Source organism: Thermomonas sp. LB-4 (assembly GCF_036409385.1).
Lineage (GTDB): Bacteria > Pseudomonadota > Gammaproteobacteria > Xanthomonadales > Xanthomonadaceae > Thermomonas.
Window position 1 is genome coordinate 1 of the sequence record NZ_JAXOFT010000001.1, and the last position, 16,311, is coordinate 16,311.

18 protein-coding genes and 1 pseudogene are annotated in these 16,311 nt (G+C 69.5%); 8 read left to right on the forward strand and 11 right to left on the reverse strand.

Annotation, left to right across the window (positions count from 1 at the left end; translation table 11 throughout):
* Nucleotides 1-24: 24 nt before the first annotated feature.
* Nucleotides 25-471: a hypothetical protein gene (locus SPK54_RS00005; protein ID WP_330945899.1), complete on the reverse strand. Its 447-nt coding sequence runs from the start codon at nt 469-471 to the stop codon at nt 25-27.
* A gap of 153 nt (nt 472-624) precedes the next feature.
* Between SPK54_RS00005 and SPK54_RS00010 the strand changes: the two genes are divergently transcribed.
* Both SPK54_RS00010 and SPK54_RS00015 read left to right on the forward strand, forming a co-directional pair.
* Entirely contained in the window at nt 625-1,266 is a 642-nt protein-coding gene (locus tag SPK54_RS00010) for an HD domain-containing protein (RefSeq protein WP_330945900.1), read from the forward strand.
* An 82-nt stretch (nt 1,267-1,348) separates the two neighbouring features.
* Nucleotides 1,349-1,540: pseudogene (locus tag SPK54_RS00015) on the forward strand (transposase); the annotation flags it as partial.
* 557 nt (nt 1,541-2,097) lie between these two features.
* On the opposite strand, the gene SPK54_RS00020 reads toward SPK54_RS00015, so the two are convergent.
* From SPK54_RS00020 to SPK54_RS00030, 3 genes are all read right to left on the reverse strand, one after another.
* Nucleotides 2,098-3,060 (reverse strand): restriction endonuclease, encoded by a 963-nt coding sequence (locus SPK54_RS00020; protein WP_330945901.1) that lies wholly within the window; start codon nt 3,058-3,060, stop codon nt 2,098-2,100.
* Nucleotides 3,061-3,227: 167 nt separating this feature from the next.
* The gene (locus SPK54_RS00025) at nt 3,228-3,857 is read right to left on the reverse strand and encodes a phasin family protein (RefSeq protein ID WP_330945902.1); all 630 of its coding nucleotides are present in this window, start codon (nt 3,855-3,857) and stop codon (nt 3,228-3,230) included.
* A 75-nt stretch (nt 3,858-3,932) separates the two neighbouring features.
* Nucleotides 3,933-5,198 carry a patatin-like phospholipase family protein gene (locus SPK54_RS00030; RefSeq protein ID WP_330945903.1) on the reverse strand — a complete coding sequence of 422 codons (1,266 nt, stop codon included), beginning with the start codon at nt 5,196-5,198 and terminating at the stop codon, nt 3,933-3,935.
* Between the two features lie 83 nt (nt 5,199-5,281).
* Here SPK54_RS00030 and SPK54_RS00035 point away from each other — a divergent pair, with 83 nt between their 5' ends.
* Nucleotides 5,282-6,007 carry a hypothetical protein gene (locus SPK54_RS00035; RefSeq protein WP_330945904.1) on the forward strand — a complete coding sequence of 242 codons (726 nt, stop codon included), beginning with the start codon at nt 5,282-5,284 and terminating at the stop codon, nt 6,005-6,007.
* Between the two features lie 23 nt (nt 6,008-6,030).
* Here SPK54_RS00035 and SPK54_RS00040 read toward each other — a convergent pair whose 3' ends face one another.
* A complete protein-coding gene (locus SPK54_RS00040; RefSeq protein WP_330945905.1) occupies nt 6,031-6,834 on the reverse strand; it encodes an FHA domain-containing protein in 804 nt (267 codons plus the stop codon).
* 75 nt (nt 6,835-6,909) lie between these two features.
* Between SPK54_RS00040 and SPK54_RS00045 the strand changes: the two genes are divergently transcribed.
* The 5 genes from SPK54_RS00045 (at nt 6,910) to aroA (ending at nt 12,091) form a co-directional block, all read left to right on the forward strand.
* Nucleotides 6,910-7,182 (forward strand): polyhydroxyalkanoic acid system family protein, encoded by a 273-nt coding sequence (locus SPK54_RS00045; protein WP_330945906.1) that lies wholly within the window; start codon nt 6,910-6,912, stop codon nt 7,180-7,182.
* Nucleotides 7,183-7,300: 118 nt separating this feature from the next.
* Nucleotides 7,301-8,386 (forward strand): 3-phosphoserine/phosphohydroxythreonine transaminase, encoded by a 1,086-nt coding sequence (gene serC / locus SPK54_RS00050; protein ID WP_330945907.1) that lies wholly within the window; start codon nt 7,301-7,303, stop codon nt 8,384-8,386.
* On the forward strand, nt 8,379-9,569 hold the full coding sequence (pheA, locus tag SPK54_RS00055) for a prephenate dehydratase (RefSeq protein ID WP_330945908.1): 1,191 nt from the start codon (nt 8,379-8,381) through the stop codon (nt 9,567-9,569). The genes serC and pheA overlap by 8 nt, the downstream gene beginning before the upstream one ends.
* A 93-nt stretch (nt 9,570-9,662) precedes the next feature.
* On the forward strand, nt 9,663-10,775 hold the full coding sequence (gene hisC / locus SPK54_RS00060) for a histidinol-phosphate transaminase (RefSeq protein ID WP_330945909.1): 1,113 nt from the start codon (nt 9,663-9,665) through the stop codon (nt 10,773-10,775).
* The gene (aroA, locus tag SPK54_RS00065) at nt 10,772-12,091 is read left to right on the forward strand and encodes a 3-phosphoshikimate 1-carboxyvinyltransferase (RefSeq protein ID WP_330945910.1); all 1,320 of its coding nucleotides are present in this window, start codon (nt 10,772-10,774) and stop codon (nt 12,089-12,091) included. Before hisC ends, aroA begins: the two co-directional genes overlap by 4 nt.
* Before the next feature lie 103 nt (nt 12,092-12,194).
* On the opposite strand, the gene SPK54_RS00070 is transcribed toward aroA, so the two are convergent.
* From SPK54_RS00070 to SPK54_RS00095, 6 genes are read right to left on the reverse strand one after another with little or no spacing between them, the layout of a single operon-like run.
* Nucleotides 12,195-12,884, reverse strand: coding sequence for a hypothetical protein (locus SPK54_RS00070; protein ID WP_330945911.1), 690 nt, complete (start codon nt 12,882-12,884; stop codon nt 12,195-12,197).
* Between the two features lie 13 nt (nt 12,885-12,897).
* Nucleotides 12,898-13,566 (reverse strand): hypothetical protein, encoded by a 669-nt coding sequence (locus SPK54_RS00075; protein ID WP_330945912.1) that lies wholly within the window; start codon nt 13,564-13,566, stop codon nt 12,898-12,900.
* Nucleotides 13,567-13,605: 39 nt separating this feature from the next.
* Nucleotides 13,606-14,661, reverse strand: coding sequence for a hypothetical protein (locus SPK54_RS00080; RefSeq protein ID WP_330945913.1), 1,056 nt, complete (start codon nt 14,659-14,661; stop codon nt 13,606-13,608).
* Nucleotides 14,658-15,521 (reverse strand): ABC transporter ATP-binding protein, encoded by an 864-nt coding sequence (locus SPK54_RS00085; RefSeq protein ID WP_330945914.1) that lies wholly within the window; start codon nt 15,519-15,521, stop codon nt 14,658-14,660. Before SPK54_RS00085 ends, SPK54_RS00080 begins: the two co-directional genes overlap by 4 nt.
* 8 nt (nt 15,522-15,529) lie before the next feature.
* A complete protein-coding gene (locus SPK54_RS00090) occupies nt 15,530-15,901 on the reverse strand; it encodes a GntR family transcriptional regulator (protein WP_330945915.1) in 372 nt (123 codons plus the stop codon).
* Nucleotides 15,902-15,904: 3 nt separating this feature from the next.
* On the reverse strand, nt 15,905-16,168 hold the full coding sequence (locus SPK54_RS00095; RefSeq protein WP_330945916.1) for a hypothetical protein: 264 nt from the start codon (nt 16,166-16,168) through the stop codon (nt 15,905-15,907).
* Between the last annotated feature and the right edge of the window lie 143 nt (nt 16,169-16,311).

Consider the following 16,311-nt stretch of genomic DNA (forward strand, 5'->3'; position numbering starts at 1 on the left):
GGCCCCAGTTTGTTGCCTTAGACATCAGCAAGTCTGCCCGGTCGGCCGTGCGCCTTTCCCCTCAGTTGGGAGAAGAACCAATTTTTCCGCCACCTCGCCGGCGTTGCGGAAGCCTTCCGGCGCTTTGGCGTAAGAGTGGCGCAGGCCGATCTCGTTCTTGCTTTCGAGGAACAGGCCCTTGCGCTGCCTGGGCTGGAAGCCGCGCTGCCCGCGCTTGGCCAACGCCTCCGCGCCATAAAACTCGCGCCCGTCGCGGCCCACCGCCACCGCCGAGGGCACCCCCACGCGCAGGCTGCCATCCGCCTGCGGCAGCGGCAGGCATTCGCAAAGCAGCTCCCCGCTGGCCGGGTCGTAGCTGGCGCGGGCGATGCAGCTCTTGGTGGTGCCCAGGTCGATGCCGATGGCGGCACCCTTGCGGTTCGCGGCCTGGAGCCGCTGTTTCAGTCGGTCGGCGAAGTCGAAGCGGGTCATGGCGTCCCCCTGTCTGTCTTGATGGAGACCATTGGAACCCAGTGTCGTCGCAGGGGGCGCGACAATCACGGAGGGTCCGGCGCGGTCCGTGAGACGGGAAAAGCGGAAAATAGGCATGAAAAAGACCAACGACCGATTGCGGAGGAGACCGCCATGACCAAGACCAAAGCTCGAACCCAACTCACCAGCCGCTACACCGAGGCGCTGGATTACGCCCGCGAGCAGCACGCCGGCCAGACTCGCAAGCGCACACAGATTCCGTACCTAAGCCATCTACTCGGCGTCAGCGCGCTGGTGCTCGACCATGGCGGCGATGAGGACCAAGCCATCGCGGGCCTACTGCACGACGTGATCGAGGATTGCGGCACGCAACACGAAGCGCCGGTGCGGGACCGCTTCGGCGAGCGTGTTGCGCGCATCGTGCTGGCCTGCACGGATGGCACGCAGGAGGGCAAGGCAGCGCTGGATACCCCGGAGGCGAAATTCGCCGATTGGCGCCGCCGCAAACTTGCCTACCTGGAACATCTGCGGCACACCGAGGCCGACGCCTTGCTGGTCTCCTGTTGCGACAAGCTGCACAACGCCCGCGCCATCGTCGCCGATCTAGAAGATCCGGCCGTCGGCGTGGCGGTGTTCGATCGATTCACCGCTAAGCGCGACGGAACGCTGCGCTACTACCACGGGTTAAGCGACATCTTTACGACGCGCGGAGCGGCCGCGGCGCGGGTGTTGGAGGCCGAGGTTGCGCGGATGCATGCGCTGGCTGGTGAAGCCGAGCGTTTCGAGCTGGTGTGATTGGCGTTGTTTGCGACTGGAGGCCGGAGCTATCCATGATTTCCCGGGAGCAGGCCACTTCTATCGCCGCTGAGGCTGCAAAGGCAAGCTGCGGGACGAGCTGCTGAACCGGGAATGGTTCCGCAGCCGCGCCGAGGCGAAGGTGCTGATCGAGCGCTGGCGGCAGTTCTATAACGAGCAGCGGCCGCACAGCGCCCATGGCTACAAGCCCCCGGCAACCGTTCGCCGGAACTGGTCGGAACCCGATACCATCCACCCCGGACTCACTGGCTGATTGGCTACAAGTTCCATACTCAGGTCAGATTGGGTGGGGGTAGAGTTCGCCTATGGAGAAGAAGACCTTTTGGCACTGTTTGCACAGTGGTCTGCCTCCGTACACCTCGGAGGAGGCGGACCGCGAGCAGTGGGAGAGCGGCCCGAAAGTATTGGACCAGTCCCTCGCAACAAGTCTGGTGCGGCAGAGCGAGGCGACGCAAGCCGAGAGGACCTCCGATGACGGTCAGCCAGATTGATCACGTGATCGAGGATGCACATCCCGGCAAGTGCGTCACACCACTATGGCGGTAGTTTTGGCGGTATGAAATTGGCGGTTTCCGAGAACTTGGCGGTAGTAGTGGCTTTCCCGTGATCGTTCAATTCCGACCTCGCCTCCATCTTCGAAAGCGCCCTTCGGGGCGCTTCTTTTTTGTCCGGCTGCCGGCGCGCGCGCAAACGAAAGCCCCGCTCGCGCGGGGCTTTGCGGTGCTGCGCAGCGGCGGCATCCGGCGGCCTGCGGTCAACGCCGATGGGGGCGCCATCGCGCCCCGGGCCAGGCGCGCCGGCTGGCGTCGCCTAGTAGCTCCGGCACTGCTTGAAGCGCACCGGCTTGCGGCTGCCGGCGGGCGGCTGCAGCTGGACGCGCGAGGCCGCCAGCTCCGGATAGCGCTCGAGCAGCGGGCACAGGTCGGTGGTCGGGTCCACGTCTTCCGCGGACAGGTACACCAGCAGGGTGGACTGGGTCGACCACAGCGCGCGATCGACGCCGAACAGCGTGGTGATGGCATTGGCCGCCTCGCGCCTGCGCGCTTCCAGGGCGGCCGGATCGGTGGGGACCACGCCGGCAGGCGCAGGTTGTGGTGCGGCCGGGGTCACCGGCGCCGCGGTCCGCACCGGCGCGACCTGCGGCGCAGCCTCTTCGGCGGCGGGTTGCAGGCCCTGCGCCAGCATCCAGGCCAAGATACCGATCACCGCAGCGCCGCCCCAGGCCAACCCGAGCAGTTTCGGCGTGGTGGCATTCGATGGCCCGGCCTCGACCGGCGCCGCCGCCTCGCTGGCCACATAGGGCCGCACTTCCGGCCACAGGCTTTGCCCGTCGATCAGTTCGATGTTCTGCTGGCGGGCGATGCGGGCGGCTTCTTCGTCGAAGCGGCCAGGGGTGACCACGATGACCTCGCCGGTACCGCGCAGGGTGGCCGACTTGGCCAGCCCCAGCAGCGCCGGTGCGCCGACCACGGCGGCGCTGCCGTACTTGCAGGACAAGAGGGTGCGGACGCCATCGCGCTCCAGCACGATGTCGCTGCCGTCGGTGGGGATGCCGTCGGCGGGGAGGCCTTCTTCTGCTGCCACCCGGTAGCCGCGGGCATGCATCACCTGCAGGACCAGCCTGGCGAAGTCGCGCCAGCGCAGCTTGCTCAGCTGCTCCGCGCTGCGTTCCGTGGATGCGGGGGCCGGGCGGGCGGCCTGGTTGCGGCGCAACCAGGCGGTGAGTCCGAGGCCGGACAGGGCGAAGGCGATCAGGGCGATCAGGGTGGGCATCATGCGCTCGGGCAAGGGAGGACGCGGGGGCGTCACTATACCCACTGGAACGTGGAACGCAGGTGCGTACCGGACACCCGTCCAGCCGGCCCTAGGGCACGGCTGCACCGCCCTGCCGACGCGAGCGGCTGGAGGGGGCGTGGCCTGCATCCGCAGGCCAGGCAGGGTCAGGCGCCGGCTTCGCCGCTGGTGCCGGCCTGTGCGGCCGGCTTGGCAGCCTTGGCCGGCTTGCGGGCCCGGACTGCCTTGCTGGCGGTCTTGCCGGCGGCCTTGCCGGGCTTCTTCGTGGCGGAACTGGCGGGCTTGGCCGGCTTGCGGGCGGCGGGGCTGGCTGCCTTGCGCGCCGGCACGCTGCCACCGGACTTGCGCAGGGCATCGGTCAGCCGCTCGACGCGCTCGGTCAGCGCGTTGAGATCGTCGCGGCCGGGCACACCCAGCTTGACCAGCGCGCGCTGCACGCGCTCCTCGAATACCTTCTCCAGCTTGTCCCAGGTATCGGCGGCGCGTTCGCGGGCCTGGCCGACATGGCCCTCCACCGCGTCGCGGACCACGGTGGCGCGCTGGCCGGCGAACTTGCGCGCGGTCTGCTCCAGCGACAGGCCATCACGCACCAGGGTTTCGAACAGCTTGCTGCCCTCCGATTGCGCGCGATTGAACGCGCCCATCCCGGCCAGCCAGATCTGTTGCGCCGACTCGGTGATCGATTTCGGGTTCAGGCCTGCGTGGGCCTTGCGGGTGCCGGTCTTCCGCGCGGGGGTGCGAACGGTCTTGCCGGTGGACTTCTTGAGCTTGGCCATGGCGTTTTCCTCGCGTCGTGACGACGCATGCGTGATCTGGATTGCAGTGCAGGATCGATCGCCCGTCTAGAGCATTCACACCATGCCGCGGCGCTGCAGGCCGCGCTCGATGTCGTCAAGGGCGCGGGCGAGCTGCGCGGTGGCATCGGTCACCCGCGGGGGCGGCGGCAGGTGGGCAAGGATCGAGCGCGGGCGGTCGGCGATCACTTCCTCGCGCAGGCCGATGCCGTGGCGGGCCAGCACCGGCTCCAGCTGGCCGCGGCGCTCGCGAAGGTCGGTGAGGGTGTTGCGATAGGCCAGCTGCGAAATCCGCCGCCGCGCCGAGAAGCTGAAGATGTTGGTGTAGAACAGTTCGCGGTCGGCCGCATTGGGCTCGAACACCACCTGGTCGATGCCCGGGTACTGCTGCGGGTAACGCGCCAGCCCCACCTGCATCCGCGACTGCAGCATGGTGCGCAGGGTCTGCGACAGCACGCCGGGCAAGCCCGCCTGGATGATGCGGCGGTCGCTGAAACGGTGGGCCTGCGCATCTTCGCTGGTGCCGGTGCCGGGGTTGAACGGAACCAGCGGGTTGAGCCCCAGCATCAGGTCGATGCCGCGGTCCAGCACCACCGATGCATGCATGGTGCGGCGCAGGGCCCCATCCACGAAATGCCGGGTGCGGCCGGCGCGGTCGGTCATTTCCACCGGCGGGTACAGGCCGGGCAGGGCGGCGCTGGCCTGCACCGCGCGGGAAATCGGTACGTCGTCCCAGCCGGCATCGCCGAAGCGCACGGCCTCGCCGCTGTCCAGGTCCACGCTGATCACGTACAGCGCCCGGTCCAGCTTGCGGAAGTCGTTGCTGCGGCCGCGCCGGGAGAACACGTCGCGCAGGAAGCGCTCGACCTCGGCGTTGTCGAACAGCCCGGTGGGCACCAGGCTGCCGACCCGGTTGAGCAGGTCCGACCAGCGCGAATCGGTGCGGCCCGACCAGACGTCGCGCAGCAGCCGCGCGGCCAGTGTCGGGGTGGACGCGGCGCGCTTGAGGTATTCGCCCAGCGCGGGGCGCAGGAACGTCTCCGGCCGGAAGTGCACGTCCTCGCTGTCGCCGCTGATGAAGATCCGGCACAGCTCGGCGGTATCCATCCCGTTGGCCAGGCCGGCGGCGAAGAACGCGCCGGAACTGACCCCGACGTAGCAGTCCAGGCGGGTCAGGTCCAGGCCGTCGCAGGCCTCGTCCAGCGCGCGCAGCGCGCCCAGTTCGTACATCGCGCCGACCGGTCCGCCGCCGGCGATCGCCAGCCCGATCCGCGGCGGGCCGCGGTCCGGGCGGGGGGCGTGGGCGGCGTGCAGTGACAGCATGCGTATGGCTCTTGCGGGACTGCCCGAGTGTAGCGGAGCGTCCTGGAGTATTGCGTCGGGAAAGGATGCGCGAGACTGCACGCATGCAACCACGCCCCGACCTGCACAGCCGGCTGGCGCGGCGCCTGGCGCTGCATCAGCGCCTGTTCGACCCGGCGCTCGAACCGCGCAACGGTCTTGCTTGGCTGAAGCCGCTGCAGGCCTGGCAGGCGCAGCGGCTGGAGCGCAGCTTCGAGGCATTCCTGCGCGATCCTGCGCGGCGGCCGGCGGCCCGTTTCTTCCTGAGCGACGTCTATGGCGATCACGATTTCAGCCGGCGCGACGCCGATATCGCGCGGGTGATCCCGATGATGCAGCGGCTGCTGCCGGCGGCGCTGCTGGAAACCGTGGGCGATGGCATCGCCCTTGCGGCGCTCAGCCATGCGCTGGACCTGCGCATGGCCGAAGCGCTGCAGGGACTGTCGCCGCGCCCGCGCGCCCTGGACGTGGCGCTGTATGCGCGGGCCTACCGGCGGGTGGGCCTGCGGCGGCTGCGGCTGCGCCAGATCGAGCTGATCGACGAGGTGGGGCAGGGGCTGGCGGAGGCGCTGCGCCTGCCCGGCGTGCATTCGCTGCTGCGGCTGTCGCGGCTGCCGGCGCGGGCGGCGGGCCTGGGCGCGTTGCAGTCGTTCCTGGAGCGCGGGTGCGCGGCGTTTGCGGGGTTGGGCGAGGTTGCCGATTTCCTGGGCGACATCCGGCGCAGCGAGACCCGGGCGATGCAGCGGCTGTTCGCCGGCGAACCCGATCCGTTCGGTGGTCCGGCGGGCTGAGCCGGGCCTGCCGTGCGGGCGATTCAGCGCGCGCCGAACACCAGCAGCGCGGTCAGGGCCGCGGCCAGCAGCAGTGCGGCCAGCAGCAGCCACGGCACGCCCTGCGTCCAGCGCCGGCGGGGCGGCTCCGGCGGGGCATCGGCCTCGCTGGAGGGACCGGAACGCGCGCTCCCCGGGCTCGGTGGCGGTGGCCCTTCCAGCACGAACCGGTGCTGCACGCCGAACGCGATCTGGTCGCCGCTGTGCAGCAGCGCCTGCCGCACGGGCCGGCCATTGACCAGCACGTCGCCGGCCGCATGGCGCAACATCGCGCAGCCATTGCCGGCTTCCAGCACGGCGTGCTCCGGGGCAATGCCGCTGCCTTCGATGCGCACGTCGGCACTGGCGGCGCTGCCAATCCGGCGCGACCGGTCCAAGCTGATGCAGCGGCCGTGGTGGGCGCCACCGATGCCGCGCAGCACCATCCGCAGACTGCCCGCCGGGTCGCGCAGCGGCGGCCCGGGCGGCGGCTGCGTGCGATCGTCGTTGGCGGCATACAGCAGCAGCTCGCTGCCCTCGGCGTGGATGCTGTCGCCGGCGCGCAGCATCGCCACCTGCTGCACCGGGCGGCCGTTGACGTGGACGCCGCGCATGCCCTCGTTCACGGTCAGCCAGATCCCGCGGCGGTCGTTGCACAGCTGCAGCAGCGCCGGCGCATCCGCCCCCACCGGGCCCAGCCCGGCGGGCGTGCGGCCAAGCACGTGCACGCCCGACTCCAATAGCAGGTCGGGCTGGCTTCCATCGCAGAACCGCAGGTGCAGGTCGTTCATCGCGGCGGAATCTAGCATGCGCGGCGCGTGCGCCGGCTGTTCGCGCGCCGCCGCACGCGGCAGAATGCGGCAATCCCCTCCATTGCCGCCGCCATGTCCCGCATCGATATCCGCCATGCCCATGCCCTGCCCAAGCCGCAAGCCCGCAAGGCGGTGGACGAGGTTGCACGCAAGCTGCAGGAGCGCTTCCAGGTCGACTGCAGCTGGACCGGCGACATGCTCAACTTCTCGCGCTCCGGCATCGATGGCCACATCGCGCTGGAGGACGGTGGATTGCACGTGTTCGCCAAGCTTGGCTTCCTGGCCGCCATGTTCAAGGATCCGATCGAGGCGGAGATCCGGCGGGTGCTGCAGGAACGGTTCTGACCCGCTCCGGCGTGCTCCATGTTCCGCGGGCATCATCGATGGTTTCTGCGGCAACGGCAGTCGCAATCGTGTTGCGCTGCGGCATACTCGGAGGCCATTCCCGGACCGGACCGCCCCGATGTCTCGCGCCTACAACTTCAGCCCCGGCCCCGCGACCCTGCCGGAACCCGTGTTGCGCCAGGCGCAGGCCACGATGCTGGAGTACGGGAACACCGGCGCATCGATCCTCGAGATCAGTCATCGCGGGCCCGACTTCATCGCGGTGGCGCAGCAGGCCGAAGCCGATCTGCGCACGCTGCTGTCCATCCCCGACGACTACGCGGTGATCTTCACCGCCGGCGGCGCCACCACGGTGCAGGCCCTGCTGCCGCTGAACTTCGCCGCGCCCGGCCAGGCCTGCGACTACGTGGTCAGCGGCCACTGGGGCAAGACCGCACTCAGGCAGGCGGCGCCCTGCGTGGATGCGCGCATTGCCGCCAGCAGCGAAAGCGGCGGCTTCCGTGACGTGCCGGCGCGCTCGCAATGGCGGCTGTCGGCCGATGCCGCGTATGTGCATGTCACCGCCAACGAAACCATCCATGGCGTGGAGTGGCGCGACATCCCGGCCGCCGGCAACGCGCCGCTGATTGCCGACTTCAGCTCCTCCATCGTCTCCGAGCCGCTGGACGTGACGCGGTTCGGCGCGGTCTACGCCGGCGCGCAGAAGAACCTCGGCCCGGTCGGCATCACCGTGCTGATCGTGCGCCGCGACCTGCTGGAACGCAGCGGCCAGCCGCGCGCGCCGATCTTCGACTACGCCGCGCAGGCGAACGCCGAGTCGATGCTGAACACCCCGCCGAGCTGGAACTGGTACGTGCTGGGCCTGACCGTGAAGTGGATGCTGGAGCAAGGCGGCGTGGCCGAGTTCGCCCGCCGCAACGCGCGCAAGGCGGCGCTGCTGTATGCGGCCATCGACGGCTCCGGTGGTTATTACCGCAACGAGGTGGCGCCTGATGCGCGCTCGCGCATGAACGTGCCGTTCTTCCTGCACGATCCCGCCCTGGACAAGGTCTTCCTCGATGAGGCGAAGCAGGCCGGGCTGGTGGCGCTGAAGGGCCACCGCGTGCTCGGCGGCATGCGCGCCTCGCTCTACAACGCCATGCCGGAAGCCGGCGTGCAGGCGCTGGTCGATTTCATGCGGGAGTTCCAGCAGGCCCATGGCTAAGAAAACTCCGACCACGACGAAAGCCACCCCGAAGCGGGCCGCGCAGAAGGCTGCGGAAAAGCCCGCGGGAAAGTCCGCGAAGAAGCCCGTGGCTGCTGCCGAGCCCAAGCTCGACCTGGCGCAGGTGCGCGCGCAGATCGACGGCATCGACCTGCAGATCCAGCAGCTGATCGCCGAGCGTGCCAACTGGGCGCACCAGGTCGGCAGGGCCAAGGGCAAGCTGGCTGCTGCGGTGGATTACTACCGCCCCGAGCGCGAGGCGCAGGTGCTGCGGCGGGTGGTGGACCGCAACGACGGCCCGCTGGCCGATGATGTGCTGGTGCGGCTGTTCCGCGAGGTGATGTCGGCCTGCCTGGCCCAGCAGGAACCGCTGAAGATCGGCTACCTCGGCCCCGAGGGCACCTTCAGCCAGCAGGCGGTCTACAAGCATTTCGGCCACTCCGCGCACGGCCTGCCGCTGGGCAGCATCGAGGAGGTGTTCCAGGAGGTGGCCAGCGGCAACGCCGACTTCGGCGTGGTGCCGGTGGAAAACTCCGGGCAAGGCACCATCCAGGTCACGCTGGACCTGTTCTTGACTTCGCCGCTGCGCATCTGCGGCGAGGTGGAGCTGCGCGTGCACCAGTACCTGCTGTCGCGCAGCGGCCGGCTGGAGGACGTGGAACGCATCTTCGGCCACCCGCAGGCGCTGGCGCAGACCGGCGGCTGGCTGCGCACCCACCTGCCGGGGGTGGAGAAGATCCCGACGTCCAGCAATGCCGAGGGCGCGCGGCGCGCACGCAATGCCGACGATTCGGCGGCCATCGCCGGCGAGTCCGCGGCGGTGGTGTACGGCCTGCGCAAGATCGCCGGGCCGATCGAGGACCGCAGCGACAACACCACGCGCTTCCTGGTGATCGGCCGGCAGCCGTTCCCGCCGTCGGGCAATGATCGGACCTCCCTGCTGGTGTTCATCCGCGACCGCCCCGGCGCCCTGTACGGCGTGCTTGAGCCGCTGGCCCGCCGCGGCATCAGCATGAACCGGATCGAGTCGCGGCCCGAGCACGGCCACAAATGGCAGTACGCCTTCTTCATCGACGTGGCCGGCCACTGCGACGAGTCGCCGCTGAAGGACGCGCTGGCGGAAATCAACGCGGCCGGCGATGAAGTGCGCGTGCTGGGGTCCTATCCGGTGGCGATTCTCTGAGGTTTTCCTTCCCTCGCCGCGCGCGGCGAGGGAATCAATGATCCGGGCCCCGTTTCGCCGGCGGTGAAGCGGGACGCGGGAAAGGGAGGCTGTTTGATCGACTTCGTTTCATTTGCCCATACCGGGATACGCGGACTGCGCGCCTACGATCCGGGCCATGACCTGGTGGCGCTGCGCCGCGCCGCGCCGCAGCCCCTGCTCGAGCTTGGCTCGAACGAGAATCCGCACGGTGCCAGTCCGCTGGCGGTCCGTGCCGCCATCGCCGCGTTGGAAAGCGCGCACGTGTATCCCGATCCGCTGGGCGGCGATCTGAAGCGCGCGCTGGCGGATCGGCTGGGCGTTGACACCGCCGGCATCCTGCTGGGCAACGGCTCGCACGAGCTGCTGATGCAGTTCGCGCAGGTGTTTGCCGGGCCGGGCGACGAGGTGGTGGCCTCGCAATACGGTTTCGCCGTGTATGCGCTGGCCGCGCAGGCGGCGGGCACGACCCTGCGGCTGGCGCCGGCCTTGCCGCGCGACCACGCGATGCCGCGCGGCCACGACCTCGCTGCACTCGGCGCTGCCATCACCCCGCGCACCCGACTGGCGTATATCGCCAACCCCAACAATCCGACTGGCACCTGGTATTCCGCTGCCGACTTCGAGGCCTTCCTGGCCGCGGTGCCGGCGCAGATGCTGGTGGTGGTGGACGAGGCGTATGCGGAATTCGTGGATGCGCCGGATTACGCCAGCGCGCTGCCGCTGCTGGCGAAGCATCCGAACCTGGTCGTCACCCGCACCTTCAGCAAGGCCCATGCGCTGGCGGGGCTGCGGGTGGGCTACGCGCTGGCGCATCCGGACTGCATCGCGGTGATGGAACGCGTGCGCGAAAGCTTCAACGTCAATGCGCCGGGGCTGGCCGCGGCGCAGGCATCGTTGGACGATGCCGCGCACCTGGCCGCCTCGCTGGCCGCCAACCGCGCGCAGCGGCAGGCGCTGGCCGACGCGCTGCGCGGGCGCGGGCTAGCGGTGTCGCCGTCGCAGACCAATTTCCTGCTGGTCGAATTCGGCGATGACACTGCGCGCATCGAAGCGGCGCTGCTGGCGCGCGGGGTGATCCTGCGGCCGATGGGCGGCTACGGGCTGGGCGACTGCCTGCGCATCACCGTGGGCACGGCGGTCGACAACGCGCGTCTGCTGGCGGCGCTCGACGAGGCGATGGCATGAGCGGGACGATGGACTGGGTGGCGCGCACGGGCGCGCCGCTGCGCGGGACGCTGGCGATTCCCGGCGACAAGTCGGTATCGCACCGGGCGGTGATGTTCGCCGCGCTGGCCGACGGCGTTTCCACCATCGACGGCTTCCTCGAAGGCGAGGATACCCGCGCCACCGCCGCGATCTTCTCGCGCATGGGCGTGCGCATCGAAACGCCTTCGCCGTCGCGGCGGGTCGTGCACGGCGTCGGCGTCGATGGCCTGCAGCCGCCCGCTGGCCCGCTGGACTGCGGCAACGCCGGCACCGGCATGCGCCTGCTGGCGGGCCTGCTGGCGGCGCAGCGCTTCGATTCGATGCTGGTCGGCGACGCCTCGCTGTCGAAGCGGCCGATGCGGCGGGTCACCGTGCCGCTGGCGAAGATGGGCGCGCGCATCGACACGGAAGAAGGCGGCGTGCCGCCACTGTGCATCCACGGCGGGCAGCGCCTGGTCGGTGTCGACCACAGGCTGGAGGTTGCGAGCGCGCAGGTGAAGTCGGCGCTGCTGCTGGCCGGGCTGTATGCCGATGGCGACACCGTGGTGCGCGAGCCGCACCCCACCCGCGACTACACCGAGCGGATGCTCTCCGCGTTCGGCGTGGACATCACGTTCTCGCCCGGTTTCGCCCGCCTGCGCGGCGGCCAGCGCCTGCGCGCCACCGACGTGGCGGTGCCGGCGGACTTCTCCTCGGCGGCGTTCTTCCTGGTCGCGGCCAGCATCGTGCCGGGTTCCGAACTGCGGCTGAGCCAAGTGGGCCTGAACCCGCGCCGTACCGGCCTGCTGCAGGTCCTGCGGATGATGGGCGCGGACATCCGCGAAGAGCATGCCGCCATCCACGGCGGCGAACCGGTGGCCGACCTGGTGGTGCGGCATGCGCCGCTGCATGGCATCGAGGTGCCCGAGGCGCTGGTGCCGGACATGATCGACGAATTCCCGGCGCTGTTCATCGCCGCCGCCTGCGCCGATGGCCCCACCGTGGTGCGCGGCGCGGCCGAGTTGCGGGTCAAGGAATCCGACCGCCTCGCGGTGATGGCCACCGGCCTGCGCACCCTGGGCCTGCGCGTGGATGAAACCGCGGACGGCGCCACCCTCCATCCCGGCAGGTTGGGAAGCGGCACCATCGAAAGCCATGACGACCACCGCATCGCGATGGCTTTCGCGGTGGCCGGCCAACGGTCAGGCAGCGAGGTGCGGATCCGCGACGTCGCGACGGTGGCCACGTCGTTCCCCGGCTTCGACGCATTGGCGCGTCGCGCCGGATTCGGATTGGACGACGGCGCAGGCGGGTAGGGCCGAAAAAAACGGCGTCCCGGTAGCCGCTGCAGCGGCGGGGACGCCGGGGGAAGGATATTGCGGACGCGGCCGTTTGTAAGCGGCACGCGCCCGGTCTGGCTCAGTTGCTGGTGACGGCGATGCCCTTGCCCTTGGCATCCTTGCCGCAGTCGTCGATGTCTTCCTGGGTCATCGTCGCGTAGGGCTTGAAAGCGGGGAGGCTGGCGGCCAGCGCCTGCTGGCTGGCCAGCAGCGGCGGCAGCTGGGCGCACAGCTTCAGCGCCTCGGCCTCGATCTTCCTGCCTTCGGCCTCCATGCGCGCCTCGAAGGCCTTCTCCTCCTGCTCGCCGCCGAAGATCACCCCGAACACGCCGCCCAGCGCCTTGCCGGCCAGGTCTGCGCCCTGCGAGCCGATGGCCATGCCGGCATCGGCGATGCCCAGCACCTGGTTGCGGTAGGTGAGCAGCTGCCGGCGCTGCTCGGCGGTGGTCTCCACCGTCTTGCCCTCGATCAGCAGCGCGCCCTGCGGGCTGATCTCGGCTTTGGGCAGGTGGCCGTCGGACTTGCCGAACCGCTTGCCGTTGACGGTGATGTCGATGTCGCCGTTGATGCTCAGGTTGCCTGCGTGCAGCTCCTTGCGCGCTTCGGCCAGTGCGCGGTCGACCTGCCGGCCGATGAAACCCTTGTCGGCGTTGCTGGCGGTGGGCGAAGCGGGCGGGGCCGGTGGTGCGGGCGGTGCGGGCGGCTGGCTGCAGGCCAGCAGCGGCAGGCTGGCGACGACCAGGGAGGCCATCAGGGTAGCGTGCTTCATCGGGTTCTCCAGATCAGAGGCTGGCGAATTCGCGGCGGACGTTGTTCTCGCAGTCGGCCACGTCGTCGCGTTCCAGCGTGGCGTACGGGCGGAACTGCGGCAGGCTGGCGGCCAGCCGCTGCTGCGAATCCATCACCCGCGGCAGCATGCGGCAGATGCCGCGCACGCCCGGCTCCACCTGCTCGCGCACGGTGCGCTCGATGCGCCGCTCCAGGCTGCCGGTCATGGCGCCGAACATCAGGCTCACCCACGAGCCGTCGACCGCGTCCAGCGCCGCATCCGCGCTTTTCTGGCCGATGTCGATGCCGACCTTGGCGATTTCCACCACCAGCCCGCGGTAGGCCAGCAGCTGGCGGCGCTGGCCGGCGTCGATCTCCTGCGGCTTGCCGTCGATCAGCAGGTCGCCCTGCGGGGTGATGGCCGCCGCCGCTTTTTCAGCGGCGGTCCGCTTCGCCTTGGCCTGCTTGCCGAACTGCAGGCTGTCCTGCAGCTGCAGGTCGCCGGTGTCCAGATCCTGCTTGGCCTTGGCCAGCTCGGCTCGGACTTCCCTGCGGGCGTCGCCCAGTTCGCGGCGGATCTCGGCGGTGATGCCGGTGTCCGCGCTGCGCGGCGGCTGGGCCTGCGCTGCCAGCGGCAGCAGCAGGGACAGGGCGGCGACGGAGAGGATGCGCTTGGTCTGCATGGTCGGGTTCCTTGGTCTTGTCGTTTGCGGCCAGGGGAATCAGTTGTCGTCGCGCCAGCGGCGCAGGCGGATGGCGGCGGCGATCATGGCGATGCCCGCGCCGGCGCCGATCCACAGCTGCGGCGTGGCCAGTGCCGAATACAACGCCTTCAGCAGCACCAGGTGGTTGCCCAGCTCCTTCGCCTGCATCCCGTCCAGGTCCATCACGGTGAACCAGGTGCCGGGGAACACGCCGCCCAGCAGGTGCGCCACCACGTTCTTCCAGAACCAGCTGCTGTCCAGGTTGAACAGGTTCATCAGGTCGAACCAGCTGATGAACACGCCGGCGAATGCCGGGATCATGATCGCCCACAGGAACGGCTTGCTCCTGGACCAGGCCGAGCACAGCAGCAGCCAGCCGGCGCTGGGCAGGGCCCACAGCGCGTACACCGGGATCGCCGCGATCGCCACGCCGGCGTTGGCCAGCAGGTTGTCGGGGCTCCACAGCAGCACGAACGGATTGCCGTGGTGCAGCAGCACGAACACGCTCAGCACCAGCAGGAAGGCGACCATGCAGGCGATGCCCACCGCGATCGCCAGCGTCGGCGCCACCACCAGCGCGCTCAGCGCCTTCGACAGCACGGTGTCGCGGTCGGACACCGGCAGCGATTTCCAGAACAGCACGCTGCGGTCCTTGCGCTCGTCGTACAGGCTGCCCAGGCAGTAGAAGAACACCACGAAGCCCAGCACCAGCAGCGGCCAGAACATCGCCGAGGCGGTGCTCAGGCTGATGCCGTCGGCGAGCTTCTGCACGTCCTCCGGCGACATCTTCTCGGTGATCAGGCGCAGGTCCAGGCCGTTGATCATCACCTGGCCGTTGACCTTCAGCCCGGAAACGGCCTCGCGGCGCATCGCCACTTCGCCGAAGATCAGCGCCATCAGGGTCAGCAGCAGCGAGATGCCGCCGGCCCAGATCGGGGCCCAGAAGAACCCGCCCTTGTGCTCCCAGAATTCGCGGCGCAGCAGCAGCTTCAGCTTGTGGGTGGGGTGCGGCGGGGTGCGGGGCACGCTGGACTTGGCGACATCCATGCCCGCGGCGTCGATGGCGGCGTTCATGCGTAGGTTCCTTTCATGGTGGCGACGAACAGGTCGGCCAGGCCGGGGGTGCGGGTCTCGCCCAGTTCGCCGAGTCGGGCGCGGTCGGCGCCGTCGAACAGCATCACGGTCTTGCCGAACGGCAAGGCGCGCTCGTCGATGGGCTTCAAGGCGCGCGCGGCGTCCTGCTTGCCGGCGTCCACCAGCACCTCGATGTAGCGTTCGCCCAGGGATTCCATCGGCGTGTTCAGCGCGATCTTGCCGTCGCGGATGAACATCACGTCGGTGAGGATGTGCTCGATCTCCTCGACCTGGTGGGTGGTGACCAGGATGGTCTTGTCCTCGTCGAAGTAGTCCTCCAGCAGGCGCTGGTAGAACTGCTTGCGGTAGAGGATGTCCAGGCCCAGGGTGGGTTCGTCCAGCACCAGCAGGCGGGCGTCGATGGCCATCACCAGCGCCAGGTGCAGCTGCACGATCATGCCCTTGGACATCTCGCGCACCTTCAGGCCCGGCTTCAGCTGGGTGCCTTCCAGGAAGCGGCGGCACTTGGCGGCGTCGAAGCGCGGGTGCACCCCGGCCACGAACTCGATGGCCTGCGCCACCGTGATCCAGCGCGGCAGCACCGCCACGTCGGCGATGAAGCAGACGTCGTTCATCAGTTCGTCGCGCTCGGTGCGCGGATCCTTGCCCAGCACCTTGAGGTCGCCCTCGAACGGGATCAGGCCCAGGATGGCCTTGAGCGCGGTGGTCTTGCCGGCGCCGTTGGGGCCGATCAGGCCGACGATGCGGCCGGCGGGGATGTCGAACGCGGTGTTGTCCAGCGCCAGCTTGTTCTTGTAGGCCTTGCGCAGGCCGCGGGCTTCAATGACGGGAGTGGTCATGGCGGTACTCACTTGGGTGCCCACTTCTGCTGCGGTTCCAGCAGCTCCTGGATGCTCAGGCCGAGGCGCTGGATGCGCTCCATGACCAGCGGCCATTCCTCGCGGAGGAAACGCTCGCGTTCGCTCTGCAGCAGGCGCGCATTGGCGCCCTCGGTGACGTACATGCCCAGTCCCCTTCGTTTCTCGACGAGTTGTTCGTCCGCGAGCTCCTGGTAGGCGCGCGAGACGGTGATCGGATTCAGCTGGTACTCGGCCGCCACCTGGCGGACCGAGGGCAGCGCATCGCCCGGCTTGAGCACCCCGTCGAGCATCATCGCGACGACGCGGTCCTTCAGCTGGCGGTAGATCGGAGCGCTATCGCTCCATTCGACGGCAACCATGATTCAGCCCTGCGGCAGGAAGAAGGAGAAGAACGGCATCCGTACCGAGTGGTAGGAGCGGCGGGTGACCCGGCGCTCGCTGCTTGCGCCCATCGCCGCGGCCGGCGCTGCGCCGGCGGTTGCGCCGACCGGCGCGGAGACGGCAGCGACGTTGGTCGTCGCGGCGGAAGCCGGCTGTTCGATCGGGGCGCCTGACAGCACGGCCAGGGTCAGCAGCGCACTGCAGGCCATTGCCGCGTTGAGGGAGTTGTGGAGCTTGCGGTTCATGGTGAACGTCCTGCTCTGGGGGTTCGGTGTTGTAGGCAACTATAACACTACAAAATCCCGCGTCAAGCGCCGGTTGACCCAACTGAAGTCATGGTCGCCACGGCGGCGGCCGAATGCCTCGCACAGGTCCCTGAATCGCGCAC